The following is a 26,079-nucleotide window of genomic DNA, read 5'->3' as shown; positions in this document are numbered from 1 at the left end:
TCCAGGGATGGGAAGTCGGAAGTCAGAAGCGCAACGGCCAGTGCCGGAGCCGTTCGCGGGTGTTGCTCAGCAGGCGGATCAGCCCTTCCGGCTCCTTGATCAGGAACAGGATGATCAGCACGCCAAAGATGATTTTTTGCAGGTTCTGCAACTGCCCGGCATCCACCGCGCCACCGAGCAAGGCCTGGCCGAGGTGGCTGAGGAGGATCGGCAGCAGGCAGATAAACGCCGCACCGACGAAGTTGCCGGCGATGCTGCCCATGCCGCCGATAATGATGATGAAGAGGATCTGGAACGACCGATTGATATCGAAACTGCCGGCGCTCGCGGTGCCCAGGTAGGCGAACGCCCACAACGCCCCGGCGATGCCCAGGTAGAACGAACTGACGGCAAACGCCAGGCGTTTGTAGCGTGCCACCGGAATACCGATCACCGCCGCGGCCGTGTCCATATCGCGGATCGCCATCCAGTTGCGCCCGGTCTGGCTGTTCACCAGGTTGCGCGCCACCCAGGTCAGCAGCAGCACCGTGACCAGGGTCAACAGGTAGCGGCCCACCGGGGTATTCAGGTCATGCCCGAGCAACGACAGACTCGGAGCGGAAATGGTCCCGGACGATCCGTAGTTGTAGAACCAGGGAAACTTGACGAACAACCACTCGAGGAAAAACTGCGCGGCCAGGGTGGTGACCATCAGGTAGAAGCCCTTGATCCGCGAACTGGGCAGGCCGAACAGCAAGCCCACAAAGCCGCTGATGATGCCGCCGCCCAGCAGCGCCAGAGGCAAGCCCAATTCCGGCAGACGCAGCAGAAAGCCGTAGGTGGCAAAGGCCCCCACTGCCATGAAGCCCGCCGCGCCGACCGAGGTCTGCCCGGTGTAGCCGGTCAGCAGGTTGAGCCCCAGCCCTGCCAGGGACAGCACCAGGAACGGGATCAGGATCGCGCTCAGCCAATAATCGTTGCCCACCAGCGGCACAACGCCAAATGCCAGCACCAGCAGGCCGAGCAACGACCATGGCAGGCGCCGCTCGATCAGCACCCAGGGTGCGGTTTCACTCATTACGGGAACGGACATGCTTCAGACTCGCTCAATGGCCCGCTCGCCGAACAGGCCGGCCGGGCGGATATACAGGAAGGCCAGCGCCAGGACATAGGCGAACCAGGGCGTGATGCCGCCGCCGATCAGCGGCCCGATATAGACTTCGGCGAGGTTCTCGGAGGCGCCGACGATCAACCCGCCGACAATCGCCCCGCCGATCGAGGTAAAGCCGCCGATGATCAACACCGGCAAGGCCTTGAGCACCACCAGCGACAGGGAAAACTGCACCCCCTGGCGCGCGCCCCAGAGCAGGCCCGCCACCAGACCGACACAGCCGGCCACCGCCCAGACGATCTGCCAGATGCGGTTGAGGTTGATGCCGATGGACAGTGCCGCCGTGGTGTCGTCGGCCACCGCCCGCAGCGATACGCCGATCCGGGTCTTGTTGAACAGCAGCGCCAGGACCACCACCAGGACCACGGCGGCAGCGGCGGCAATCAGGTCGAACTGGCTGAGCATCATCCCGTGGACAAACAGCGGCACGTCGTCGATGCCCAGATCCAGCGCACGGACCTGGGAGCCCATCAGCCCTTGTGCCAGGCCTTCGATAATGAACGACAGGCCCAGGGTCGCCATGAACAGGGTGATCTGCGAACGGTTGACCAGCGGCCGCAATACCAGGCGCTCGATCAGCAGCGCGCCGATCACCATCACTCCGACCGTCAGCAGCAACGCCAGGGCGAACGGCACGCCTTGGTCGTGAAGGCTGACAAAAGTCAGTGCGGCAAACAGCAGCATCGAGCCCTGGGCAAAATTGAACACGCCGCTGGCCTTGTAGATCAGCACGAAGCCGATGGCGACCAGCGAATACAGGGTCCCGGCGAGCAATCCGCCGATCAGGGTTTCGAGAAAAAACGCCATCAGTGCACTGCTCCCAGGTAGGCCGCGATCACTTCGGGATTGCCCTGCACTTCGGCCGGCGTGCCGTCGCCGACCTTGCGCCCGTAGTCGAGCACCACCACATGATCGGACAAGCCCATCACCACCCCCATGTCATGTTCGATCAGCACCACGGTAGTGCCGAGGTCGCGATTGACGTCGGCGATAAACCGCGCCATTTCCTGCTTTTCTTCGGCATTCATGCCGGCCATGGGCTCGTCCAGCAGCAACAGCGTGGGACCGGCAATCAGCGCCCTGCCCAGCTCCACGCGTTTTTGCCGGCCATAGGACAAGGTGCCCACCGGCACATCGCGCACGGCCTGGAGTTCAAGCAACTGGAGAATGTGTTGGGCCTTGAGGCGAAAGGCCTCGGCCTCCCGACGCGCCCGGGACAGGCCCAGGGCCTGTTCGAGAAAGTGGCTGCGCATATGCCGCGACAGCCCGGTCAGGAGGTTGTCGATCACGCTCATCTTCTTGAACAGCGCATTGTTCTGAAAGGTCCGGCCAATGCCGCGACGGGCCGCGTCCAGGGGATCGATACGGTGAAAGCGCTGCTGCTCGAAGACGATCTCACCGCTGTCGAAGCGGTAGACCCCGTTCAACAGGTTGAGCAACGAGCTCTTGCCCGCGCCGTTGGGCCCGATCAGGGCGCAGATCTCGCCGCGCGGCACGTCGAATGACAGTGCATTGATGGCCTTCACGCCCTTGAACGACAGCGACACGTCACGTACTTGCAAAATAGGTTCGAGCGTACTCATGCGCTTTTCCGTCCTGGGGCATCGACCCGCCATTGATTGAAGGCCGCCGGGACTTTCGATGGCGTCGCCGGTTGCCAGATGTATTGCAGGCGCTGAAAGCCCAGCAGGCGCCGCACACGCTGCTTGAGCAGGCGGGCCACGAGTCGTTCGGGATGGGCCAGTGACCATTCGCACAGGCGCCGGCGCCAACTGCCCGGAGGAGCCAAGCGTTGTTCGATTTCGTCGGCCAGCACTTGCAGGCGCTCCGCTGACAGCAGCAGGCCGGACGGCGCGAGTTCCCGTCGATCACGGCTGGCGCTGTCGCGGCTTTCCGGGAAGGCCAGGCTGTGGCCGGTGTTCAGCCATTGCTCCAGGACCACGCTCAAGCCGCCCCGCCATTGGGTATCTTCTTCACTCCATAGCTGAGGTTGGGCGCCTGTTGCACGCCACCGCACCAGCGGACGCGGCTCCTGGTTGTCGCCACCGAGGCTGGCGAAGGCGAGCACGTTTTGCCTCGGCGAACCCGGCTGGCGTCCCGGCAGCTGATTGGCGATCAGCACTGCTGGGGCGGCACTTGAATCGCCGGCAGCTAGCCAATTGAGCAGTTGCTGGCGACTGTCGACAAAGCCGTGGCTGGGGTGCAGGCGCCAGAACGCTTGGTCGAGGGCTTCTGCGTTCAGGTCCGAGGCCAGGCTGAAGACCAGGCCACCGATGGAATGGGCGGCCAGTGCCAGCAGCAACAGGTTCGGTTCCTGGGCGCCGCTGACGGCCAGGCGCGAGTCGGCAGTGAAGCCTTGTTGGCGCAGGCCATCGGCCAAACGCTCGACTTCGCGCAAGGCATCGATCCAGCGCCAGCTGTGCCATTGCCCGTGGCGCTTGTGGCGCAAGGCGCTCTGCAACGGGCTGACCTGGGCCCAGTGGCGCAGCTGCTCAAGAGCACCCGTAAAGATCGAAACCGTTTCAGGGTGCGGCGGATGGATGACGGGCGGACGTTTCAGTTCATGCACGCTCATGGCGGAACCTCGTTCAGTCGTTTGGCGTGCGGTGGTCCGCTGGCGATTGTGAAATACAGGTTTTTCGGTCGGTAATCAGGCCGAACGCAGGCTCTTCTCCCGCAACGCCGCCAGATCCCTATACCCCGCCCCCGGATGGATATCCGCCAGCTTCGGCCCCGCGCCGAACAGCTTCTCGCGCAAGGTCCCCGGGGCATACTCGGTCTTGTACACACCACGCTTCTGCAACTCCGGCACCAGCAAGTCCACCGCGTCGACAAAGGTCTCGTGGGTCAGCGCATAGGCCAGGTTGAAACCGTCGACATCGGTCTCTTCAACCCACTCCTGCAGCAGATCCGCCACGGTTTCCGGGCTGCCGACAAACAGCGGCCCAAACCCACCGATCCCGACCCAGTCAGCCAGTTCATTGGGCGTCCAGATCCGGTTCGGGTCCGCCGTGGAAAAGGTCTCCACCGCCGACTGGATGGCATTGGTGTGCACATGCCGCAGCGGCTCATCGGGCTTGAACTGGCTGAAGTCGATCCCGGTCCAGCCCGAGATCAGCGCCATGGCGCCCTCGTAGCTGACATAGGATTTGTATTCCTCGAACTTGGCCTTGGCCTTGGCATCGGTCTCGCCAAGGATCACCGTCTGCAGGTTGAAGATCAGGATGCTTTTCGGGTCCCGACCGGCCTCGGCCGCGCGCCGACGGATATCGGCCACGACCTTTTTCAGCAGCACCTTGGACGGCGCGGCGACAAACACGCACTCGGCATGCTCGGCGGCGAACTGCTTGCCACGGCTGGACGCGCCGGCCTGGTAGAGCACCGGGGTACGTTGCGGCGACGGCTCGCACAGGTGAATACCCGGCACCTGGAAGTGTTTGCCGACATGCTGGATCTCGTGGATCCTGCTCGGGTCGCTGAACACCTTGCGCGCCCGGTCGCGCAGGATCGCGCCGTCTTCCCAACTGCCTTCCCAGAGTTTGTAGCAGACCTCCAGATACTCCTCGGCATAGTCGTAACGGGCGTCATGTTCGGTCTGGGCACGCTGGCCGAGGTTCTTCGCACCGCTTTCCAGGTACGAAGTGACGATGTTCCAGCCGGCGCGCCCCTTGGTCAGGTGATCGAGGGTGGAAAGACGTCGGGCAAAGGGATACGGATGCTCGAAGGACAGCGAAGCCGTGAGGCCGAACCCCAGGTGCTCGGTCACCAGCGCCATGGGCGGAATCAACTGCAACGGGTCGTTCACCGGCACCTGGGCCGCCTGGCGAATCGCCGCATCGCCATTGCCGTTATAAACGTCATAGATGCCCAGCACATCGGCGATAAACAGGCCGTCGAACTTGCCACGCTCAAGGATCTTCGCCAGGTCGGTCCAGTACTCCAGGTCCTTGTATTGCCAGGAACGGTCACGCGGGTGAGCCCACAGTCCGGGCGACTGATGGCCGACGCAGTTCATGTCGAAGGCATTGAGGCGGATTTCACGGGACATCGACAGCACTCCTGGCACTCGGCGGAACCACGCCATTGAGGCGCAAGTCACCGATCAATCGGTATTTGAGATGCAACGGATCCTGGAGCGGATCATGGCTGGGCGACCACTCGGGGCGTTGGCCGGTCAGTTCCTGTTCAACCTGGCCGACCTGCGCCAGGGCTTCGGCGATGGCAATACTGGCTTCGGCGACGGCAATGGTCTTTTCGGCCTCGTCCTGGTTGCCGGCGGCAATGCGTTCGGCGCGCTCCAGGAGCGCCGCCGCCACCTCGATGCGAATCTGCAGGTCGCCGAACTTGCCGATGACCTGGTGATCGTTGGCCAGTTGGGCATGGGCGCGCGCAACGCCGAGGGTCCGTTCCAGGGATTGGCGGGCGTTATGCAGGTCGCTCGCCACTCGGGCCAGGGCGGGCTGGTGGCTGGCGGGATGAGTCAATGCGTTCATCGTGGGCTCCTAGTTCCAGGCATGTCGGGCCGGCTTGACGCCGTTGAGCAGGTAGTTGCCGATCAGGTGATATTTCCAGCGCGCCGGGTCATGCAGGGTGTGGGTGCGGGCGTTACGCCAATGGCGATCAAGGTTGTGCCTGGCCAGTACCGAACGGGTGCCGGCCAGCTCGAAAATCTTGCTGCTGGCCAGCAACGCGATTTCGGCGGACAGCACCTTGGCCTGGGCCACCACCACGGAGGCCAGGGCAACACTGTCTTCGCTGGGCTGCGCCAGGGCGTGGTCGACTGCCAGGCCGGCCTTTTCCAGGATGGCTTCGGTGCCGTGTACCCGCCATTCAAGATCGCCGATGGCAGCCTGGGTGAACGGGTCCTGCCAGCCATGTTCCTGCTGGCTGTCGATCCACGGCCGCGCTTGACGGGCATGACGCTTGGCTTCTTCGAGGGCACCGACGGCAATACCGGTGTCGACCGCGGCCTGGATGATCTGGGAAATCGGGCCGTTGGCGGTGGGCAGGTCGAAGGCCTGGTGGGCTGGAATCACGCTGCTGCGCGGTACCTTCACGTCGTTGAACAGCGCATTGCCGCTGGCGGTGGTGCGTTGGCCGAAGCCGTCCCAGTTATCGACGATAGTCAGACCCGCGGTGCCCTGCTCGACAAAGGCGATCTGCGCATTACCGGCCTCGTCGAGCCCGACCACCGGGACGATATGGGCGAACAAGGCGCCGGTGCAGTAGAACTTCTCACCGTCGATATGTGCGGTGTCGCCGTCGAAACGGATACCGGTGTTGAAGGTGCCGGCATTCTTGCTCTTGGCTTCGGAGAAGGCATTGCCGAAGCGATAGCCTTGCAGCACCTTGGCGAAGTAGTAATGCTTTTGTTCCTCGCTGGCGGTTTGCAGGAGGATGTCCAGCACACCGAGGTGGTTCTGCGGGATCTGGCCAAGGGACGAGTCGGCAGCGGAAATGATCTTGATGACTTGCGCCACCGTCACATAGGAAACACCGGCACCGCCATAGGCTTTGGGAACGGTGATGCCCCACAGGCCGCTGGCGGCGAATTCATCGAGTTCGGCGGCGGGCAGGCGTCGCTCGCGGTCGCGTACGCCGGCTTCGACGGCAAAACGCGCTGCGAGGGTTCTGGCCGCGGCAATGGCCTCTTCATCCGAACGGATGATATGGGCGGTGTAAGCAGGTTTGGCGACAGTTGTCATAGACCGACTCCCGAGTCCTTGAAAATGCAAAACGCATGACAAGGACATAGCAGGAGTCGTGCCTGAAATTAAAATCTATATTTTTCAGTCATTTAAAATAAAAACCTAGAATTGATCGCAGCTGTAAAACAGCAAACTGTCCAGACACTGTTGCCCTGGCAACAGTTGGTATTGGGGCAGATGGAGATGGAAATTTAAGAACACCGCGAACCTGTAGGAGCCTGGCTTGCCAGCGAAGAGGCCCTTGAGGCCGCCAAAAGCTTCGCGGGCAAGCCACGCGCCTACAATACAACGTTGCGGATAAAGCGCGTCGCCACATCACCATCGTTGCGATAGCCGTGGGGCTGGTTGCTGGGAAACATAAAGAACTCCCCCGCCGCTACCAACCGCGGCTGCTCCCCGAGCACCACCGTCAGGCAACCTTCGAAGACATAGATCTGCTCACTCCAGCCATCGCAGTCCGGCTCCGAGTCATAACGCTCCCCCGGCTCCAGGCGCCACTCCCAGAGTTCGACTTCGCGACTGGCCATGGCCTTGGCCAGCAACACCGCCTTGCTCCCCGGAATCACCCCGGCCCAGGCCACCTCGTTGATCCGACTCGGGTCGCGGACATCCGGCGCCTGGATCAGATCGCTGAAAGCCACACCCAACGCCTCGGCCACCCGGTCCAAGGTGGTCAGGCTGACATTCTTCTCCCCTGCCTCGATCGCCACCAGCATACGGCGGCTGACCCCGGACTTTTCCGACAACGCGGTCTGACTCAACTGAGCCTCATGGCGCAGTCGACGCACGTTCAAGCTGACGTGTTGCAACACCGAAGCCCGTTGCGAAGTTTCTTTGTGCACTATATTGCTCACTTGGTTGGTTTGCGCAGTATACTGCCCAGCTTCGGCGCATTGTGCGTCTCACCCGAATAGTGTGCAAGGCCATGACTGCGGCGAACCCCAACACCTCGTTTGCCTCGACCCTGCGGTTCAGCAAGGCCGAGTGCGTGCTGATCCTGATCACCATGGTCTGGGGCGGTACCTTTCTGCTGGTGCAGAACGCCATGACCGTCAGCGGCCCGATGTTTTTCGTCGGACTGCGCTTTGCCGCGGCGGCGTGCATCGTCGCCTTGTTCTCGGCCCGCAGCCTGCGGGGCATTACGGCTTTCGAGCTGAAGGCGGGATTCTTTATCGGCACCGCAATCATGCTCGGCTACGGTCTGCAAACCGTGGGCCTGCAAAGTATTCCCAGCAGCCAGTCGGCATTTATTACCGCGTTGTACGTGCCTTTTGTGCCGCTGCTGCAATGGCTGGTGCTGGGCAAGCGTCCGGGGCTGATGCCGAGTGTCGGGATCATGCTGGCGTTTACCGGTTTGATGCTGTTGTCCGGGCCCAATGGCGCGAAGCTGAATTTCAGCTCCGGGGAGATCGCCACGGTGATCAGCGCCATCGCGATTGCCGCCGAAATCATCCTGATCAGCAACTATGCCGGCAAGGTCGATGTACGGCGGGTGACCGTGGTGCAGTTGGCCACGGCGTCGATCCTGGCGTTTCTGATGATCGTGCCGACCCAGGAGGCGTTGCCGGAGTTTTCCTGGTTGTTGTTGGCCAGTGCCGTCGGCCTCGGGGCCGCCAGTGCGGCGATTCAGGTGGCGATGAACTGGGCGCAGAAGAGTGTTTCGCCGACCCGTGCCACCTTGATCTATGCCGGGGAACCGGTCTGGGCGGGGATTGCCGGGCGTCTGGCGGGTGAGCGGTTGCCGGGAATTGCGCTGCTGGGGGCCGCGTTGATTGTCGCGGCGGTGATCGTCAGTGAGTTGAAGACCAAGGGCAAACAACGGGCCGAGGCTGTCGAAGAGGCTGCGGAAGCCGAAGGGCTGGATCCGAACAAATAAACAGGGCAAATCAGGCATTTGCCACCTACCTTGTAGGATTCTGCCACAGGTTCTGGGTTGGTGATCTCCGGCGCGCCACGTATGATCCTTCGCAAACTCCTGCAGATTAGAAGCCTATGTCCCTGATAGTTCTACTGCTTCTGCCTTTTATCGGCAGCTGTCTGGCGGCCCTGCTGCCGCATAACGCCCGCAACAGTGAATCCATCCTGGCCGGTGTCATCGCCCTGGTCGGCACCCTGCAGATGGCGCTGCTCTACCCGCAGATCGCCCACGGCGGTGTGATTCACGAAACCATCAATTGGCTGCCCAGCCTGGGGCTGAACTTCGTCCTGCGCCTGGATGGCTTCGCCTGGCTGTTCTCCATGCTGGTGCTGGGCATCGGTACCCTGGTGTCGCTGTACGCTCGCTACTACATGTCGCCGGAAGATCCGGTGCCGCGCTTTTTCGCCTTTTTCCTGGCCTTTATGGGCGCCATGCTCGGCCTGGTGCTGTCCGGCAACCTGATCCAGATCGTGTTCTTCTGGGAACTGACCAGCCTGTTCTCCTTCCTGCTGATCGGCTATTGGCACCACCGCAGTGATGCCCGTCGCGGTGCCTATATGGCGCTGACGGTTACCGGCGCCGGCGGTCTGTGCCTGCTGGCGGGGGTATTGATTCTCGGCCATGTGGTCGGCAGCTATGACCTGGACACTGTGTTGGCGGCCGGCGATAAAATCCGCGCCCACGTCCTGTACCCGGTCCTGCTGCCGCTGATCCTGATCGGCGCCCTGAGCAAGAGCGCACAGTTCCCATTCCACTTCTGGCTGCCCCACGCCATGGCCGCGCCGACTCCGGTTTCGGCCTATCTGCACTCGGCGACCATGGTCAAGGCCGGGGTGTTTCTCCTCGCCCGACTGTGGCCGTCGCTCTCCGGCAGCGACGAGTGGTTCTGGATTGTCGGCGGTGCCGGCGCCGCAACCCTGATGCTCGGCGCCTACTGCGCCATGTTCCAGAACGACCTCAAGGGCCTGCTGGCCTACTCCACCATCAGCCACCTGGGCCTGATCACCCTGCTGCTGGGCCTGAACAGCCCACTGGCCGCCGTGGCCGCGGTGTTCCACATTCTCAACCATGCGACCTTCAAGGCCTCGCTGTTCATGGCCGCCGGCATCATCGACCATGAAAGCGGCACCCGCGATATCCGCAAGCTCAGCGGCCTGATCAAGCTGATTCCGTTCACCGCGACCCTGGCGATGGTCGCCAGTGCCTCCATGGCCGGGGTGCCGCTGCTCAACGGCTTCCTCTCCAAGGAAATGTTCTTCGCCGAAACGGTGTTCATCAATTCCACGGCCTGGGTCGAAACGGCCCTGCCGGTGATTGCCACCCTCGCCGGCACCTTCAGCGTCGCCTACTCGCTGCGCTTTACCGTCGATGTGTTCTTCGGTCCCAAGGCCACCGACCTGCCCCACACGCCTCACGAGCCGCCGCGCTGGATGCGCGCGCCGGTGGAACTGCTGGTGTTCACCTGCCTGCTGGTGGGGATTTTCCCGGCCCAGGTGGTCGGTTCAATCCTCGCCACCGCGGCCCTGCCGGTGGTCGGCGGGGTCTTGCCCGAGTACAGCCTGGCGATCTGGCACGGCCTGAATGCGCCGATGATCATGAGCCTGATCGCCATGTCCGGCGGCGTGCTGCTCTATCTGCTGCTACGCAAGCAACTCAAGCGTGGCCGTTTCAGTCGTCCGCCGCTGATCGGTCGCCTCAACGGCAAGCGCCTGTTCGAGCGCTGCCTGGTGACCATCATGCGCTACGCCCGGCGCATCGAGCGCCGGGTCAGCACCCAGCGCCTGCAAACCCAGTTGTTCCTGCTGGTGCTGGCGGCGGTGGTTGCCGGCCTGATCCCGATGCTGCACAGCAGCCTGTCCTGGGGCGACCGGCCGAAGATCCCCGGCTCCATTGTCTTCGTCACCCTCTGGTTGCTGGCCATCGCCTGCGCCCTGGGCGCCGCCTGGCAAGCCAAGTACCACCGGCTGGCGGCCATGATCATGGTCAGCGTCTGCGGCCTGATGACCTGCATCACCTTTGTCTGGTTCTCCGCGCCGGACCTGGCCCTGACCCAACTGGTGGTGGAAGTGGTGACCACGGTGCTGATCCTGCTGGGCCTGCGCTGGCTGCCACGGCGTATCGAAGAGGTCTCGCCGTTGCCGAGCGGCCTGCGCAAGGCACGGATTCGTCGTCTGCGCGACCTGCTGCTGTCGGTCGGGGTCGGCGGCGGCATGGCCCTGCTGTCCTACGCCATGCTGACCCGCCAGACGCCCAATGACATTTCCTCGTTCTACCTCAGTCGCGCCCTGCCCGAAGGGGGCGGCAGCAATGTGGTGAACGTGATGCTGGTGGACTTCCGTGGCTTCGACACCCTCGGTGAAATCACCGTGCTGATGGCCACCGCCCTGACCGTGTTCGCCCTGCTGCGCCGCTTCCGTCCGCCGAAGGAAAGTCTTGAGTTGCCCAACCAGCAGCGCCAATTGGCCCCGGACGTGGTCACCGATCTGGTCAACCCGCGCAGCGCCAGCGACACCGCCCTGGGTTTCATGATGGTGCCGGCGGTGCTGGTGCGCCTGCTGCTGCCGATCGCCTTCGTAGTCTCGATGTACCTGTTTATGCGCGGGCATAACCAACCGGGTGGCGGTTTTGTCGCCGGGCTGGTGATGTCGGTGGCGTTTATCCTGCAATACATGGTCGCCGGCACCCAGTGGGTTGAAGCACAGATGAGCCTGCGGCCGTTGCGCTGGATGGGCACCGGCCTGCTGTTCGCCACGGTCACGGGCCTGGGGGCGATGGCTTTCGGTTATCCGTTCCTGACTACCCACACCGCCCACCTGCATCTGCCGTTGCTGGGGGATATCCATGTCGCCAGCGCGTTGTTCTTCGATATCGGCGTGTACGCGGTGGTGGTCGGTTCGACCCTGCTGATCCTAACCGCCCTGGCGCACCAGTCGGTCCGCGCCCATCGGCCGAGCCAGCAACTCGGCGCCCAACCCAAGCCAGGAGCCGCCTGATGGAAGAAGTCATTGCAATTGCCATTGGCGTGCTCGCGGCCTCCGGGGTCTGGCTGATGCTGCGTCCACGGACCTTCCAGGTGGTGATGGGCCTCTGCCTGCTGTCCTACGGGGTCAACCTGTTTATCTTCAGCATGGGCAGCCTGTTTATCGGCAAGGAGCCGATCATCAAGGACGGCGTGCCCCAGGACCTGCTCAACTACACCGACCCGCTGCCCCAGGCCCTGGTGCTCACCGCCATTGTCATCAGCTTCGCCATGACCGCGCTGTTCCTGGTGGTGCTGCTGGCCTCGCGCGGCCTGACCGGTACCGACCATGTCGATGGCCGGGAGCCCAAGGAATGAACCCGATGTCGCACCTGATCATCGCCCCGATCCTGCTGCCGCTGCTTACGGCGGCGCTGATGCTGATGCTCGGCGAGAAGCACCGGCCACTCAAGGCCCGCCTCAACCTGGGCTCGAGCCTGATCGGCCTGGGCATCTCGATACTCTTGCTGATCGGCACCCAGGCCGGCGAAACCGGCTCCATCGGCGTCTACCTGCCGAGCAATTGGCAGGTGCCATTTGGCATTGTGCTGGTGGTCGACCGTCTCTCTGCGTTGATGCTGGTGCTGACCGGGATCATCGGCGTCAGCGCGCTGCTGTTCGCCATGGCCCGTTGGGACCGTGCCGGCGCCAGCTTCCACGCGTTGTTCCAGATCCAGTTGATGGGCCTTTACGGCGCTTTCCTGACCGCCGACCTGTTCAACCTGTTCGTGTTCTTCGAAGTCCTGCTGGCCGCTTCCTATGGCCTGGTCCTGCACGGTTCGGGGCGCTCGCGGGTGTCGGCGGGCTTGCACTACATCGCGATCAACCTGCTGGCCTCGTCGTTGTTCCTGATCGGCGCGGCGCTGATCTATGGCGTTACCGGCACCCTGAACTTCGCCGACCTGGCGCTGAAGATCCCGCTGGTGCCGGAAGCCGATCGCGGGCTGCTGCATGCGGGCGCGGCGATTCTCGCCGTGGCCTTCCTGGCCAAGGCCGGGATGTGGCCGCTGAACTTCTGGCTGGTGCCCGCCTACTCCTCGGCCAGCGCCCCGGTGGCGGCGATGTTCGCGATCATGACCAAGGTCGGGATCTACACGCTGCTGCGGCTGTGGACCTTGCTGTTTTCCGGCGAGGCCGGTGCCTCGGGGCATTTCGGCGGTGACTGGCTGATCTACGGCGGCATGGCGACCATCGCCTGCGCCGCCGTGGCAATCCTCGCCGCCCAGCGCCTGGAACGCATGGCCAGCCTGAGTATCCTGGTCTCGGCGGGGATCCTGCTCTCGGCCATCGGTTTCGCCCAACCGAACCTCACGGCCGGCGCGCTGTTCTACCTGGTCAGCTCGACCCTGGCCCTGAGTGCGCTGTTCCTGCTGGCCGAACTGATCGAACGCTCACGTTCGGCCAACGAACTACCGCTGGAAGAGGACATCGACCCGCTGCCCCGGCGGCTGGAGTCCTTGCACCCAAGGCCCGGCACCAACCTGGACGATGAACAGAAAGCCGTGGTCGGCCAGGTCATTCCCTGGACCATGGCCTTCCTCGGCTTGAGCTTTATCGCCTGCGCCCTGCTGATCATCGGCATGCCGCCGCTGTCCGGCTTTATCGGCAAGCTGGCCTTGCTCAGCGCCTTGCTCAATCCGAAAGGGTTGGGCATCGATGCGCCGATCTCCCCGGCGGCCTGGGGCCTGCTGGCCTTGCTGGTGCTGTCCGGGCTCGCTTCGCTGCTGGCTTTCTCGCGCATGGGCATCTCGCGTTTCTGGACACCCCAGGAGCGTCCGTCGCCAGCGCTACGGCGTTTCGAATGCCTGCCCATCTTTGCCCTGCTGGGCCTGTGCATCCTGCTGACCGTCAAGGCCGAGCCGCTGTTGCGCTACACCCAGGCGGCGGCTGGCTCCCTCGACAACCCCGGACAGTACATCAGCGCCGTGCAGGCCGCTCGCCCGGTGCCGAACCCGACCACCGCCGTGGAGGTACAGCCATGAAACGCCTGTTCCCCGCGCCGTGGCTGTCCCTTGCGCTTTGGCTGTTGTGGCTGGTGCTGAACCTGTCGGTCAGCCCGGGTAACCTGCTGCTGGGTGCGGCCCTCGGCGTCTTCGCTCCGGTGATGATGGCGCCCTTGCGCCCGCGGCCGATCCGTATCCGTCGCCCCGGGGTGATGCTGCGCCTGTTTTTTCGGGTCGGTGCCGACGTGGTGCTGTCCAACCTCGCCGTTGCCTGGGGCGTGCTCAACGCCGGACGCCGCGCGCCGCGTTCGGCCTTCGTCAAGGTGCCCCTGGACCTGCGCGATGCCAACGGCCTGGCCGTGCTGTCGATGATCTGCACGGTGGTTCCCGGCACCGTCTGGTCGGAACTGGCCCTGGACCGCAGCGTCCTGCTACTGCACGTTTTCGACCTGGACGACGAAAGCGGTTTTATCCAGCACTTCAAGACGACTTACGAACGTCCTCTGATGGAGATCTTCGAATGAGCGCACTGCTCGCCAATGCGATCCTGCTGAGCCTGTTCATCTTCAGCGTGGCGCTGGTGCTGACCGTGGTCCGGCTGTTCAAGGGCCCGTCGGCGCAAGACCGGGTCCTGGCCCTGGACTACCTGTACCTGATTGCCATGCTGATGATGCTGGTACTGGGCATCCGCTACGCCAGTGATACCTACTTCGAAGCGGCGCTGCTGATTGCCCTGTTCGGCTTTGTCGGCTCGTTTGCCCTGGCCAAATTCCTTCTGCGTGGCGAGGTGATCGAATGAACCCGTTATCCCTCTGGATCGAAATTCCGGTGGCCTTTCTGCTGGTGGCCGCCAGCCTGCTCGCCCTGTGTGGCGCCATCGGCCTGTTGCGCATGAAGGACTTCTTCCAGCGCATGCACCCGCCGGCACTGGCCTCGACCCTTGGCGCCTGGTGCGTGGCGCTGGCCTCGATCCTGTACTTTTCGGCACTCAAGTCGGAGCCGGTGATCCACGCCTGGCTGATTCCGATCCTGTTGTCGATCACTGTGCCGGTGACCACCCTGCTGCTGGCCCGGACCGGGCTGTTCCGCAAGCGCATGGCTGGGGATGATGTGCCGGCGGAAGTCAGCAGCGGGCGTCCCGAAGGCGGGAGTTGAGGGCACCCGCTTTACCCTCGGCAAACAACATATGCTTATCACTTAACGATATTTAAAACTTTTCGCTTATATCGATAAAATCATTTTCAGATTCTGTCAGTCGAGGCTGAACACCCCCTCGGGCCAGGCCGGACTGGCGACAAGCGGACTTGTCGCCGGTGCCAGTCAGTTAAGGAAATGGGATCTCAAAAATGCCACCTAACCTGTAGGAGCAGGGCTTGCCCGCGAAGCTTTTAGCGTCCTCACGGACCTCTTCGCCAGCAAGCCGGCCCCTACAGGTCATGTATTCGGCTTAACTGTCTGGCACCCCTTTCCATTCTCTCCAGGTCCTCCATGAACGCTATCAAGTCCCTGTCGTTGCCGGCCGCGCTGTGCGCCAGCGTGCTGTTGAACCTAGCCCCGTCCTCCTCGGCCCTGGCCGCGGGCCTGCTGGAAAAGGGTCGTAGCCAAGGCCTCAGCGCCGGTATCGCCAATGAGCAGCCGTACGCCTACATCGGCACCGACGGCAAGGTCACCGGCGCCTATGTCGATGTACTCAAGGCGATTCTCGAACCGCTGGGCATCCACAAGCTGGAAACCCCGATCACCGACTTCGGTTCCCTGGTCCCCGGTGTCACCGCCAAGCGTTTCGACCTGATCGGCGAAGGCCTGTTCATCAACGCCAATCGCTGCAAGGTCATCGGTTTCTCCAACCCGATCACCCGCTCCGGCGGCGCCTTTATCGTCAAGGCCGGCAACCCGCTGAACCTGCACAGCCTCAAGGATGTCGCCAACAACGGCCAGGCACGCCTGGCCACCCAGGCCGGCACCAATCAGGTCCAGGAAGCCCGCGACAGCGGCGTTCCAGCGGCCAATCTGGTGCTGTTCGACAAGGACACCGAAGCCCTCTCCGCCCTTGAGGCCGGACGTATCGACGTGGTGTATTTCCCCGACGCGGAAATCATCGGCCTGCTCAAGAAAGCCGCCAACCCAGCTATCGAACGCGCCCTGCCTTTCGCGCAGATCCCCGATGCCCAGGGCAAGCCAAGCTGGAACTACCAATCCTATGGCCTGCCGAAAAACGATCCGGCCTTTACCCAGGCCTTCAACGAACAGTTGGCCAAGCTGCGGGCCTCCGGTGAGTTGCTGAAGATCCTGCAGAAATACGACTACACCGAAAACGAGCTGCCCGACCTGGACGTCACCGCCGCCCAACGTTGCAGCCAGTAACCAGACGCTGAAACGGCCTCAAACCCACACGAGTACAGGCCATGTCCCTCGATACCCCGGCCGTGGAAACGGCCCTGTTCATCGCGCGCCAGTTGGCCCATGGCGCGTGGGTAACCGTGCAAATCACCTTCCTCGCGGAACTGCTGGTACTGGTGCTGTCGCTGGTGATCGCGCTGATGCGCCTGTCGCCCTGGCGCGCGCTGCGCTGGTTCGCCACCGCCTATGTCGAGCTGCTGCGCGGCATTTCGGCCCTGGTGCTGCTGTTCTACCTGTTCTTTATCCTGCCGCTGTTCGGTATCAGCCTGTCGCCGATGACCACCGGGGTGATCGGCCTGGGCCTGACTTTCTCGGCCTACGGCTCGGAGATCGTCCGCGCGGCGCTGGTGAATGTCAGCGCCGGGCAACGTGATGCCTTGCGCGCCCTGGACTTCGGGCCGCTGGCGGCCTTTCGGCGGATCATCCTGCCCCAGGCCCTGCCCTTTATGCTGCCGCCACTGGGCAACCAGTTGGTCGAGTTGATGAAAACCACTTCGCTGGTGTCGTTGATCACCTTGAGCGACCTGACCTTTTCCGGCAATCAGCTGGTGACCACGCTGGGGCAACAGACGCTGATCTGGAGCATCGTGCTGGTCTGCTACTTCGTCATGGCCTGGCCATTGACCTGGCTGGTGCGGCGTTATGAACACCACAGTTCGGCCTGGCGCCGGGAGTAACCATGGAATTCGACTTCGAGTTTGCCTGGTCGATCCTGCCCGACCTGCTGCGTGGCTTGCTGGTCACCGTGCAGGTGGTGGTGCTCGGTTTCCTGCTGGCGGTACTGCTCGGGCTGATCCTGGCGATTGCCCAACGCTCATCGGTCAGCGCAATACGGCGCGGCTGCCAGGGCTATCTGAGCTTTTTTCGCAACACGCCGCTGATGGTCCAGCTCTATGTGCTGTTCTTTGCCCTGCCCTCGGCCGGGATTACCCTGCCGGCGATCTCCACAGGGGTGATCGGCCTCGGGCTCTACTACAGCGCCTATATCGCCGAGGCCTATCGCGGTGCCATCGACGGTGTACCGGCGGGCCAGTGGCAAGCCGCCCGGGCGCTGGACTTCGACACCGCCACCACCTGGCGCCGGATCATCCTGCCCCAGGCCCTGAAACCGATGCTGCCGGTGTTGGGCAACTACCTGATCGGCATGTTCAAGGAAACCCCACTGCTGGCGGTGATCACCATTCCGGAGCTGTTCCAGGCCGCCAAGCAGGTGGCCGGGATGAGCTATCGCTACACCGAACCCTATACGCTGATGGCCGTGCTGTTCCTGATCATCAGCGTGCCGACTTCCCTGCTCTTCAAGTACCTGGAAAGGCGCAGCCATGTCTGACGTTGCACACCTCGCGGCCACGGCGCCGGCACAGATCCGCCTCACCCAGGTGGTCAAGCACTTCGGCGCGACCCGGGTCATCGACCACCTCGACCTGAGCATTCCCCAAGGGCAGAAAGTCGCGCTGATCGGCCCCAGCGGTTCGGGGAAATCCACCGTATTGCGCTTGATCAAGGGCCTGGAAAGCTACGAGCAGGGCCACATCGAGGTCGACGGCGTGGCGGTCAGCGCCAAGGGCGGCGGCTGGTGCTGGCCCGGCACGAAAAAAGCCCCGGTGGAGCATCGGGTCGGCATGGTCTTCCAGCAGTTCAACCTGTTCCCGCACCTGACCGTGCGGGAAAACATCACCGAGGCGCCGTTGCAGGTGCTCAAGGTCAGTCGCGAAGAAGCCCTGGACCGCGCCCAGGCCTATCTGGCAATGGTCGGCCTGAGCCACAAGGCCGATGCCTATCCCGCCCAGCTGTCCGGCGGCCAACAGCAACGGGTGGCCATCGCCCGGGCCCTGGCGATGCGTCCGAAGGTGATGCTGTTCGACGAGGTGACCTCGGCCCTCGACCCGGAACTGGTGGGCGAAGTGCTGGAGGTGATTCGCACGATTGCCCATGAGCAACAGGTGACCATGCTGCTGGTGACCCACGAAATGAAGTTCGCCCAGGACATCGCCGACCGGGTGCTGTTCATGGAGGCCGGGCGTATTGTCGCCGACGGCACGCCCCGGCAGATCCTGGTGGAGCCGGACAACGAACGCACCCGGCGCTTTCTCAATCGGGTCGAGCAGCGTTAACGGCTCGCCGTGCGCTGAAAAACGCCCGGCCATCGCGTTTTAGCAGGTCGAGCATGGTCTGCGCCGCTGGCGACAAGTAGGCGCCAGCACGCACCGACACCACCAAGGTACGCTTCATAGTGGTTTCCTTGAGCCGCACTTCCCGCAGGTGCGTCGCGCCCTTCACATCCTCCAGGGTTTCCCGCGCCAGGAAACTCAACAGGCGGGTCTGGCCGATAAGCCGCGGTAGCAGCGAAATGGTGTTGGTCTCGATCTGCACCGAGGGCAGCGGCAGATCGTGAGCCAGGAACACATTGTCGATCCAGCGGCGGGATGAAACACCCGACGCAGGCAACACCCAACGATAACGCCCCAGCTCGCTCAGGCGAATCGGCGCGTCGAAGATCGGGTGATTGCGACTGGCAACCACCACCGCTTCGTCATCGAACAGCGGATGCGACAACAGCTGGGGGTCATCGTCGAACAGTGGGCAGATCACCATGTCCAGGCGTCCGGAACGCAGGGATTCGCGCAACATATCGTCCTGGCCGATCGCCAGGCTCAAAGTGATCTCCGGCGCCCGCTCGAGCAAGGCCGCAGTCAGTTGCGGCAGCAGGTATTCGGCCATGCTCGACGCGCAGCCCAGGCGGATATTGCCCAGCACGCCACTGGCGAAATCGCGTATTTCACGGTGGGTCTCGGCAATGCTCTGCTGCAACTGCCGACCGCGCTGCTGCAATAACTCGCCGACCGGCGTCAGCTTGATCCGTCGGCCCTCGCGCTCGAACAGCTTGGTGCCGAACGACTCCTCCAGCCGTTGGATGCTCTTGGTCAGCGCCGGCTGGCTGCGATTGAGCTTCTGCGCCGCGCGGCCCAGATGACCCAGCTCGGCAATGGTTTCGAAATAGGTGAGATCCCGCAGGTCCATATCAATCAACCAAAGTTATCGTTTCATCACAATTAGAAACTAGACTTGATCGATCAGGCTATCAATAATTTACCCACTGCGCCGCTTTCAACGCCCTGCAACAGGAGCGTCCAGCGCTTTGGAGAGTGCTCTTGACCACATTATCATCCTCATCCTCCCGGCTTTCCCTGACCACCTGGCCGCGCTCGTTGCAATGGCTGGCCCTGCTGTTGCTGGCCGGCGGCAGCGGACAACTGCTCAAGTACGCCGAGTTGCCCGCCGGGCAATTTATCGGTCCGATGCTGGTGGCAATCGCCTTTGGCGTCAGTGGCGCCAGCATCCGTGTTCACCGCCAGGCGTTCCGCCTGGGCCAGGGTTGCATCGGCCTGCTCGCCGCCCACTCCATAACCCTGGCGGTACTGACGTCAATGTCCGACTCCTGGCACCTGATGCTGTTCGCCACGGTACTGACGGTATGCCTGAGCGCCATGGTGGGCCTGGCGATGGTGCGTTTCGGCGGGATCCAGGCCAGCACCGCCGCCTGGGGCACCTCCCCTGGAGCGGCATCGGCCATGGTCGCCATGGCCGATGATTTCGGCGCCGACGGGCGGGTCGTGGCAACCATGCAGTATGTGCGGGTGGTCTGCGTGGTCATGATCGGGGCGCTGGTCAGCCATATGCTCGAAGCACCGGTCAACGGCAGCGAATCCCATGCCGCCGATGCCGCGCTGCATGGCTTCAACCTGCTCAACCTGGGGCTGACGCTGATCACCGTGGTGTTCGGCGTGGTGCTGGGCGCGCGCGTACCGGCGGGCGCCCTGCTGGTACCGCTGCTGATCGGTGCCGTCCTGCAACTGTCCGGGCTGCTGCATATCACCCTGCCCGCCTGGCTGCTGGCAATCGCCTACGGCGCCATCGGCTGCTACGTCGGCCTGCGTTTCGACCGCCCCACCGTGCTCTATGTCTGGAAACACCTGCCGGCCATGATCCTCAGCGCCATCAGCCTGATCGCCCTGTGCGCCGCCTCGGCCTGGGTCCTGGCGAAGTGGCTCGGCCTGGACTTCCTCTCGGTCTACCTGGCCACCAGCCCTGGCGGGCTCGACACCATGGCGATCATCGCAGTCGACACCCATTCGGATGTCGGCCTGGTCCTGGCGATGCAGACCTTGCGCCTGCTGGCGGTGATCTTCACCGGTGCGTTCTTTGCCCGGCTGGTGATTCGCTTCTCCCTACCCATCAAGCCTTAGGCACGACAAGACTCACCGATGACGAAGCATTCATGGCACAATCTGCGTCGTTACCTTAGTCAAAATACGAACGACATTGATTAAGATTTGTTTGAGAGTCATGCTGATTTTGACGTTTTTTTCTCATTTAACCCTCTAAATTGCCGCCCCAGACAAACATGCGAATGATTCCCATTGTTTAACTGGGCCGGCGAACCGGGTGTAGATGCGCCGAAAATCGCCAGCCACCTCGACTACTAAAAGACTGCAGGAGCTACCCACGCAATGATTCCCCGTCTGCCTTCGTTTCTGAAAACCGCCTTTCTGACCACCGCCATGCTCAGCGCCGGCCACGCCTATGCGGCCCCAAGCGCCGACGGCATCGTGGTCTACAACGCCCAGCACGAAAGCCTGACCAAGGCCTGGGTCGATGGTTTCACCAAGGAAACCGGGATCAAGGTGACCCTGCGTAATGGCGACGACACCGAGATGGGCAACCAGATCGTCCAGGAAGGCGACAAGTCGCCAGCCGACGTGTTCCTGACCGAGAACTCCCCGGCCATGGTCCTGGTGGACAACGCCAAACTGTTCGCACCCGTGGCCCCGACCACTCTGGAACAGATCGGTGCAGCCTACCGTCCGGCCCACGGCAACTGGGTCGGCATCGCCGCCCGCTCCACCGTGTTCGTCTACAACAAGAGCAAGCTGACCGAAGCCCAACTGCCCAAGTCCCTGCTCGACCTCGCCTCGCCTGAGTGGAAAGGTCGTTGGGCCGCCTCGCCGGCCGGTGCCGACTTCCAGGCCATCGTCGCCGCCGTACTGGAACTCAAGGGCGAAGCCGCGACCCTGGACTGGCTCAAGGCAATGAAGACCAACGCTTCGATCTATCGCGGCAACAGCGCGGTGCTCAAGGCGGTCAATGCCGGGCAAGTCGAAAGTGGTGTGATCTACCACTACTACAGCTTCGGCGACCAGGCCAAGACCGGCGAGAACAGCAAGAACACCTCGCTGCACTACTTCAAGCACCAGGACCCGGGCGCTTTTGTCAGCACCTCCGGCGGTGGCGTGTTGAAGTCGAGCAAACACCCGGAAGAGGCCCAGGCCTTCCTCAAGTGGATCACCGGCAAAGATGGCCAGGCGGTTCTCAAGAACGGCAACTCGTTTGAATACGCGGTGGGCGTGGGTGCCGAATCCAATGCGAAACTGGTGCCGCTCAAGGACCTCGACGCACCCAAGGTCGATGCCTCGAAACTCGACAGCAAGAAAGCGGTTGAGTTGATGACCCAGGCCGGAATCCTGTAATTGATCCCAGAGTCCATTTCCCCCCTGGACCCCGCCGCAGTCGCTTACGCGCCTGCGGCGCTTTCGCGCAAGCGATCCAGAAATTTCTTCGGGCGCCAGGGCAATGCCTGGATCATCGGGCTGTCCGTGCTGGTGTCCCTGCTGGCGTTGTTGCCGATCGCCTTCGTGATCCTGTCTTCCTGGCAAACCGGGTGGACCACCCTTGAAGCGCTGGTCTGGCGTCCGCGGGTGGCCGAGCTGCTGACCAACACCCTGTTGCTGATGGTCATCACCATTCCGCTGTGCGTGGCACTCGGGCTGGCCCTGGCCTGGCTGACCGAACGCACCGACCTGCCCGGCCGCCGCGCCTGGTCATTGCTGGCCACCGCGCCCCTGGCCGTACCGGCGTTCGTCCACAGCTACGCCTGGGTCAGCCTGGTGCCGCCGATCCACGGGCTGTTCGCCGGGGTGCTGGTCTCGGTGATCGCCTATTTCCCGTTTCTCTACCTGCCGATTGCCGCGACCCTGCGCCGCCTGGACCCGGCCATCGAGGATGTCGGCGAGTCCCTGGGGCTCAAACCCTGGGCGGTATTTTTCCGCATTGTCCTGCCGCAACTGCGCCTGGCGATCTGCGGCGGCGCCTTGCTGGTCGGCCTGCACCTGCTGGCCGAATACGGCCTCTACGCGATGATCCGCTTCGACACCTTCACCACGGCGATCTTCGACCAGTTCAAGTCGACCTTCAGCGGACCGGCGGCCCATACCCTGGCCGGGATCCTGGCGCTGTGCTGCCTGGGCCTGTTGACCGTCGAGTCGGCCGCCCGGGGCAAGGCCCGTTATGCCCGGGTCGGTTCCGGCAGCGCGCGGCAACAACGCACGGTACGCCTCAGCCGCAACACCAAGCTGCTGGCGCTGAGCATCCCGATCGTCAGCAGCCTGCTGGCCCTCGGCGTGCCGCTGGTCACCCTGGGCAACTGGCTGATCGCCGGTGGCCGCGAGGTCTGGCAAATGGGCGACCTGCTGCCGGCCCTGGAACAGACGCTGCTGCTCGGTGCCGCCGGCGCCCTGCTGACCACCTGCGCGGCGGTGCCCGTGGCCTGGTTGTCGATCCGCTCGCCCGGACGCCTGCATCGCCTGCTGGAAAGCTGCAACTACATCACCAGCTCCCTGCCCGGCATCGTCGTGGCCCTGGCCCTGGTCACGGTCACCATCAACTTCGCCCGACCGATCTACCAGACCTCGATCACCGTCCTGCTGGCTTACCTGTTGATGTTCATGCCCCGCGCCCTGGTCAGCCTGCGCGCCGGCATCGCCCAGGCGCCGGTGGAACTGGAAAATATCGCCCGCAGCCTCGGGCGCTCACCGGTCCGCGCGCTCTGGTCGATCACCCTGCGCCTTGCCGCGCCGGGGGCCGCCGCCGGTGCCGCGCTGGTGTTCCTGGCCATTACCAACGAACTGACCGCCACCCTGCTGCTCGCGCCCAACGGCACACGGACCCTGGCCACCGGTTTCTGGGCCATGACCAGTGAAATCGACTATGCCGGTGCCGCGCCCTATGCGCTGCTCATGATCCTGCTGTCGCTGCCGCTGACCGGGCTTCTCTATCATCAATCCAAACGCACGGCTGGCCGATGAACGCTCTTGAAATCAACGCGCTGTACAAGTCCTTCGGTTCGCAAGCGGCCCTGGAAGATATCCATCTGTCGATTGCCACCGGTAGCCGCACGGCCATCGTCGGCCCATCCGGCTCGGGCAAGACCACCCTGCTGCGGATGATTGCCGGTTTCGAATTTCCCGACGCCGGGCGTATCACCCTCGACGGCCAACCGCTGGTGGATGCCCAGACCCAGGTCCCGGCCCACCAGCGGCTGATTGGTTATGTGCCGCAAGACGGCGCGCTGTTTCCCCATATGACAGTGGCCGATAACATCGCCTTCGGTATCGTCGACAAGGCTACCCGGCAACAACGGGTGGCCGAGCTGATGGACAGCGTGGCCCTGGAGCCGCAGATGGGCAAACGCTGGCCCCACGAGTTGTCCGGCGGCCAGCAACAGCGGGTGGCACTGGCCCGCGCCCTGGCGCAACGCCCTCGGTTGATGCTGCTGGACGAACCCTTTTCCGCCCTCGACACCGGGCTGCGGGCATCCATGCGCAAGATGGTCGCGCGGCTGCTGTCCGAAGCCGGGGTGACCACTATCCTGGTCACCCACGACCAATCCGAAGCCCTGTCCTTTGCCGATCAGTTGGCGGTAATGCGCAAGGGCCGGCTGGTACAGGCCGGACACCCGATGGACCTGTACCTGCGTCCGGACGATGAGGACACCGCGCTGTTCCTTGGCGATGCGGTGATCCTGCCTGCCCTGATCGAAAACGGCTGGGCGCAATGCGACCTGGGCCGGCTGGCGGTCAATGATGAAGGCCGTCACGGCCCGGCGCAGATCATGTTGCGCCCCGAGCAGTTGCAACTCGCGGCCCAGGCGCCGGGACAAGCGGACGGCAACGGCAGCCCGGCGGTGGTCACCGAATGCGACTTCGGCGGCAACACCTGCACCTTGACCGTGGAACTGAAGGCACCGGCCGCCGACGGACAGAAACGTTCATTGCTGGTGCGTAGCTCCGGCATGCACGCACCCCGGGTCGGCAGCCAAGTGCTGGTCTCGGCCCTGGGCCATGCCCATGTGCTGGGGCGCCAGGCCGTCCGCTAGCCGTTCACCACCTCGGCGCTGTTCGCCCAGGGCGCAACCAGTCGCCGAGGCGTCCCGCAGGTCCGGTGCTTGAATACGAAGTGCCGGCACTTTTCGGCAAAGCCATTACGATCCTCGACCATATCCAGACGCATCTGGGCCAACTCTTCGTCGCGGCAGCGCTCCATGTCTTCGACATCCCGGGCACGCCGGCGCTCGCGTACGGCTTTATAAAGAGGGTCGTGGGCGACACGCTGCGCCTGGGCCATCAACCAGTTGCCAAAGGCCTGCGGGCAACGCGGGCCGATGTCCTGGACCAGGCCGATTTCCAGCGCCTGGGCGACGCTGATCGGCAAGCAGTCTTCGCTGAGCTGCAGCGCACGCTCATAGCCCACCGCGCGAGGCAGACTGTAAGTCCAGTATTCGGAGCCATAGAGGCCCATGCTCTTGTAGTGAGGGTTGAGCACCACGCCGCTGCGGGCGAACACCCCGTCGGCCGCCAGGGCCAGCATCACCCCACCGGCGCCGGCACTGCCGGTCAGGCCGCTGACCACCAGTTGCCGGGCGGTCAGCAGCTCACGACAGACATCGTTGATCGCGCGGATATTGGCCCAGGCCTCAAGCCCGGGCACCGCCGCCGCCTGGATCACGTTGAGGTGCACACCATTGGAAAAACTGCCGCGCCCGCCACGGAACAGCAGCACCTCGGTGTCCTGGGCCTTGGCCCAGCGCAGGGCACTGACCAACCGTCGACATTGCTCGGTGCTCATGGCGCCGTTGTAGAACTCGAAGGTCAGCTCGCCCACGCCGTCCAGTTCACGATAACGGATCGGCTGGTAGGCCTCCTTGCAATACGGCTGGCTGGCGACAGACCAATTCAAGGTCGGCACCTTGTCGAGCCGACCGGCCAGCACATGCCGCGCCGGGCGTTTGAACGTCTCTTCCCCCGGCCGGGGTTTGCGCCGCAATGAGCCGATCCACAGGCTGCGGTCTCCGGTCGCCACCAGCACCGCATCGTCGTGCACCGCCAGCAGTTGGCCCGGCGTTCCACAGCGGCTGTCGAGATGGGCGTCATAGAGGTAGCAGGATTCGCCCAGCAGTTCGGCGAGCACGCCGGGCTGGCCGTCGGCGGCGTCGATGCGCCGCTGGATCAGTTCGGCGTCATCCTACCAACTGAAGGCGCGGTCGCTCTGCTTCATATTCGCTTGCAGACGCCCGCGAACCTCCGGCAAACGGTAATCCAGGGGCTGGGGCACGAAGTCTCTGCCGAACCGGGCCACCACCTCGTGGATGCAGGTCATGGCCTCGTCGGCCACCGGGCCGTTGTAGAGCTCGGACTTGCGAACGCCCGCCGGCATCTCGAATTCGCAGGTGGCCCAGATCGCCCCGCTGTCCATTTCCTCGGCGGCCTGCAAGGCGGTCACGCCCCAGGTGGGCAACTGCCGGGTGATCGCCCAATCCAGCGCACTGGCGCCGCGATCACCGACAATCCCGGGGTGGATGATCACCACCGGGCGCTGCGGGTCCTGCCACAACCGGGCCGGCACCCGGTCCTTGAGAAACGGGCAGATCACCAGGGCCGCATCGGTGTTTTCGATCTGTTGGCAAACCGTATCTTCGTCGCTGAACAGCACCATACTGGGCACGTGCCCCGCTTCGCGCAGTTCCAACCAGGCGCGCTGGGTCAAGCCGTTGAATGCCGATGCCAGCAGAATGATTTTCAATGAACGCATAACGGAACTCCTCCTTG

General features: G+C 63.6%; 24 protein-coding genes and 1 pseudogene. 15 read left to right on the top strand and 10 right to left on the bottom strand.

Features of this window, described 5'->3' with window-relative positions; all coding sequences use genetic code 11:
• Positions 1 to 22: 22 nt before the first annotated feature.
• The 8 genes from M5B42_RS12115 to M5B42_RS12080 all read right to left on the bottom strand — a co-directional run bounded on the left by M5B42_RS12115 (position 23) and on the right by M5B42_RS12080 (position 7,700).
• Positions 23 to 1,072, bottom strand: coding sequence for a branched-chain amino acid ABC transporter permease (locus M5B42_RS12115; RefSeq protein WP_248745949.1), 1,050 nt, complete (start codon positions 1,070 to 1,072; stop codon positions 23 to 25).
• Positions 1,073 to 1,075: 3 nt separating this feature from the next.
• Complete coding sequence (locus M5B42_RS12110) at positions 1,076 to 1,957, bottom strand: branched-chain amino acid ABC transporter permease (RefSeq protein ID WP_103494303.1); 882 nt, start codon at positions 1,955 to 1,957, stop codon at positions 1,076 to 1,078.
• On the bottom strand, positions 1,957 to 2,733 hold the full coding sequence (locus M5B42_RS12105) for an ABC transporter ATP-binding protein (RefSeq protein WP_177099035.1): 777 nt from the start codon (positions 2,731 to 2,733) through the stop codon (positions 1,957 to 1,959). Before M5B42_RS12105 ends, M5B42_RS12110 begins: the two co-directional genes overlap by 1 nt.
• Entirely contained in the window at positions 2,730 to 3,725 is a 996-nt protein-coding gene (locus M5B42_RS12100; RefSeq protein ID WP_177099036.1) for an acyl-CoA synthetase, read from the bottom strand. The genes M5B42_RS12105 and M5B42_RS12100 overlap by 4 nt, the downstream gene beginning before the upstream one ends.
• A gap of 75 nt (positions 3,726 to 3,800) precedes the next feature.
• Positions 3,801 to 5,198 (bottom strand): LLM class flavin-dependent oxidoreductase, encoded by a 1,398-nt coding sequence (locus M5B42_RS12095; protein ID WP_177099037.1) that lies wholly within the window; start codon positions 5,196 to 5,198, stop codon positions 3,801 to 3,803.
• Complete coding sequence (locus M5B42_RS12090) at positions 5,188 to 5,643, bottom strand: hypothetical protein (RefSeq protein ID WP_177099038.1); 456 nt, start codon at positions 5,641 to 5,643, stop codon at positions 5,188 to 5,190. The genes M5B42_RS12095 and M5B42_RS12090 overlap by 11 nt, the downstream gene beginning before the upstream one ends.
• A gap of 9 nt (positions 5,644 to 5,652) precedes the next feature.
• Positions 5,653 to 6,855, bottom strand: coding sequence for an SfnB family sulfur acquisition oxidoreductase (locus M5B42_RS12085; RefSeq protein ID WP_248745948.1), 1,203 nt, complete (start codon positions 6,853 to 6,855; stop codon positions 5,653 to 5,655).
• 281 nt (positions 6,856 to 7,136) lie between these two features.
• Positions 7,137 to 7,700 (bottom strand): XRE family transcriptional regulator, encoded by a 564-nt coding sequence (locus M5B42_RS12080; RefSeq protein WP_103499610.1) that lies wholly within the window; start codon positions 7,698 to 7,700, stop codon positions 7,137 to 7,139.
• 83 nt (positions 7,701 to 7,783) lie between these two features.
• Between M5B42_RS12080 and M5B42_RS12075 the strand changes: the two genes are divergently transcribed.
• The 11 genes from M5B42_RS12075 to M5B42_RS12025 all read left to right on the top strand — a co-directional run bounded on the left by M5B42_RS12075 (position 7,784) and on the right by M5B42_RS12025 (position 18,252).
• Entirely contained in the window at positions 7,784 to 8,734 is a 951-nt protein-coding gene (locus tag M5B42_RS12075; protein ID WP_177099040.1) for a DMT family transporter, read from the top strand.
• Positions 8,735 to 8,850: 116 nt separating this feature from the next.
• Positions 8,851 to 11,769, top strand: a complete 2,919-nt coding sequence (locus M5B42_RS12070) for a monovalent cation/H+ antiporter subunit A (protein WP_248745947.1) — start codon at positions 8,851 to 8,853, stop codon at positions 11,767 to 11,769.
• Complete coding sequence (locus M5B42_RS12065) at positions 11,769 to 12,113, top strand: Na+/H+ antiporter subunit C (RefSeq protein ID WP_177099042.1); 345 nt, start codon at positions 11,769 to 11,771, stop codon at positions 12,111 to 12,113. Before M5B42_RS12070 ends, M5B42_RS12065 begins: the two co-directional genes overlap by 1 nt.
• Positions 12,110 to 13,777: a monovalent cation/H+ antiporter subunit D gene (locus tag M5B42_RS12060; RefSeq protein WP_248745946.1), complete on the top strand. Its 1,668-nt coding sequence runs from the start codon at positions 12,110 to 12,112 to the stop codon at positions 13,775 to 13,777. The genes M5B42_RS12065 and M5B42_RS12060 overlap by 4 nt, the downstream gene beginning before the upstream one ends.
• A complete protein-coding gene (locus tag M5B42_RS12055; protein ID WP_177099044.1) occupies positions 13,774 to 14,262 on the top strand; it encodes a Na+/H+ antiporter subunit E in 489 nt (162 codons plus the stop codon). Before M5B42_RS12060 ends, M5B42_RS12055 begins: the two co-directional genes overlap by 4 nt.
• Positions 14,259 to 14,537, top strand: coding sequence for a K+/H+ antiporter subunit F (locus tag M5B42_RS12050; RefSeq protein WP_100943305.1), 279 nt, complete (start codon positions 14,259 to 14,261; stop codon positions 14,535 to 14,537). Before M5B42_RS12055 ends, M5B42_RS12050 begins: the two co-directional genes overlap by 4 nt.
• Positions 14,534 to 14,893, top strand: coding sequence for a Na+/H+ antiporter subunit G (locus tag M5B42_RS12045; protein ID WP_248745945.1), 360 nt, complete (start codon positions 14,534 to 14,536; stop codon positions 14,891 to 14,893). The genes M5B42_RS12050 and M5B42_RS12045 overlap by 4 nt, the downstream gene beginning before the upstream one ends.
• 333 nt (positions 14,894 to 15,226) lie before the next feature.
• A complete protein-coding gene (ehuB, locus tag M5B42_RS12040; RefSeq protein ID WP_103499616.1) occupies positions 15,227 to 16,102 on the top strand; it encodes an ectoine/hydroxyectoine ABC transporter substrate-binding protein EhuB in 876 nt (291 codons plus the stop codon).
• 41 nt (positions 16,103 to 16,143) lie between these two features.
• Positions 16,144 to 16,815, top strand: coding sequence for an ectoine/hydroxyectoine ABC transporter permease subunit EhuC (ehuC, locus tag M5B42_RS12035; protein ID WP_103499617.1), 672 nt, complete (start codon positions 16,144 to 16,146; stop codon positions 16,813 to 16,815).
• Between the two features lie 2 nt (positions 16,816 to 16,817).
• The gene (gene ehuD / locus M5B42_RS12030) at positions 16,818 to 17,468 is read left to right on the top strand and encodes an ectoine/hydroxyectoine ABC transporter permease subunit EhuD (RefSeq protein WP_152739746.1); all 651 of its coding nucleotides are present in this window, start codon (positions 16,818 to 16,820) and stop codon (positions 17,466 to 17,468) included.
• Entirely contained in the window at positions 17,461 to 18,252 is a 792-nt protein-coding gene (locus M5B42_RS12025; RefSeq protein WP_248745944.1) for an amino acid ABC transporter ATP-binding protein, read from the top strand. The genes ehuD and M5B42_RS12025 overlap by 8 nt, the downstream gene beginning before the upstream one ends.
• On the opposite strand, the gene M5B42_RS12020 is transcribed toward M5B42_RS12025, so the two are convergent.
• The gene (locus M5B42_RS12020) at positions 18,230 to 19,159 is read right to left on the bottom strand and encodes a LysR family transcriptional regulator (protein WP_103499620.1); all 930 of its coding nucleotides are present in this window, start codon (positions 19,157 to 19,159) and stop codon (positions 18,230 to 18,232) included. The two genes, M5B42_RS12025 and M5B42_RS12020, sit on opposite strands and share 23 nt — an antisense overlap.
• A gap of 131 nt (positions 19,160 to 19,290) precedes the next feature.
• Between M5B42_RS12020 and M5B42_RS12015 the strand changes: the two genes are divergently transcribed.
• The 4 genes from M5B42_RS12015 (at position 19,291) to M5B42_RS12000 (ending at position 24,350) form a co-directional block, all read left to right on the top strand.
• A complete protein-coding gene (locus M5B42_RS12015) occupies positions 19,291 to 20,385 on the top strand; it encodes an AbrB family transcriptional regulator (RefSeq protein ID WP_248745943.1) in 1,095 nt (364 codons plus the stop codon).
• Between the two features lie 264 nt (positions 20,386 to 20,649).
• The gene (locus M5B42_RS12010; protein ID WP_152739743.1) at positions 20,650 to 21,666 is read left to right on the top strand and encodes an iron ABC transporter substrate-binding protein; all 1,017 of its coding nucleotides are present in this window, start codon (positions 20,650 to 20,652) and stop codon (positions 21,664 to 21,666) included.
• A 3-nt stretch (positions 21,667 to 21,669) separates the two neighbouring features.
• Positions 21,670 to 23,280, top strand: a complete 1,611-nt coding sequence (locus M5B42_RS12005; protein ID WP_248746004.1) for an iron ABC transporter permease — start codon at positions 21,670 to 21,672, stop codon at positions 23,278 to 23,280.
• A complete protein-coding gene (locus tag M5B42_RS12000) occupies positions 23,277 to 24,350 on the top strand; it encodes an ABC transporter ATP-binding protein (protein WP_248745942.1) in 1,074 nt (357 codons plus the stop codon). Before M5B42_RS12005 ends, M5B42_RS12000 begins: the two co-directional genes overlap by 4 nt.
• Here the strand turns inward: M5B42_RS12000 and M5B42_RS11995 are convergent.
• Positions 24,347 to 26,062 (bottom strand): annotated as a pseudogene (locus tag M5B42_RS11995) (hydrogenase maturation protein). The gene M5B42_RS12000 and the pseudogene M5B42_RS11995 sit on opposite strands and share 4 nt — an antisense overlap.
• Between the last annotated feature and the right edge of the window lie 17 nt (positions 26,063 to 26,079).

Origin of the sequence: Pseudomonas sp. MWU12-2037 (genome assembly GCF_023242345.1) — a bacterium.
Lineage (GTDB): Bacteria > Pseudomonadota > Gammaproteobacteria > Pseudomonadales > Pseudomonadaceae > Aquipseudomonas > Aquipseudomonas gingeri_D.
The sequence above is the reverse complement of the archived record's forward strand: the minus strand, read 5'-3'. Positions and strand labels throughout refer to the sequence as shown.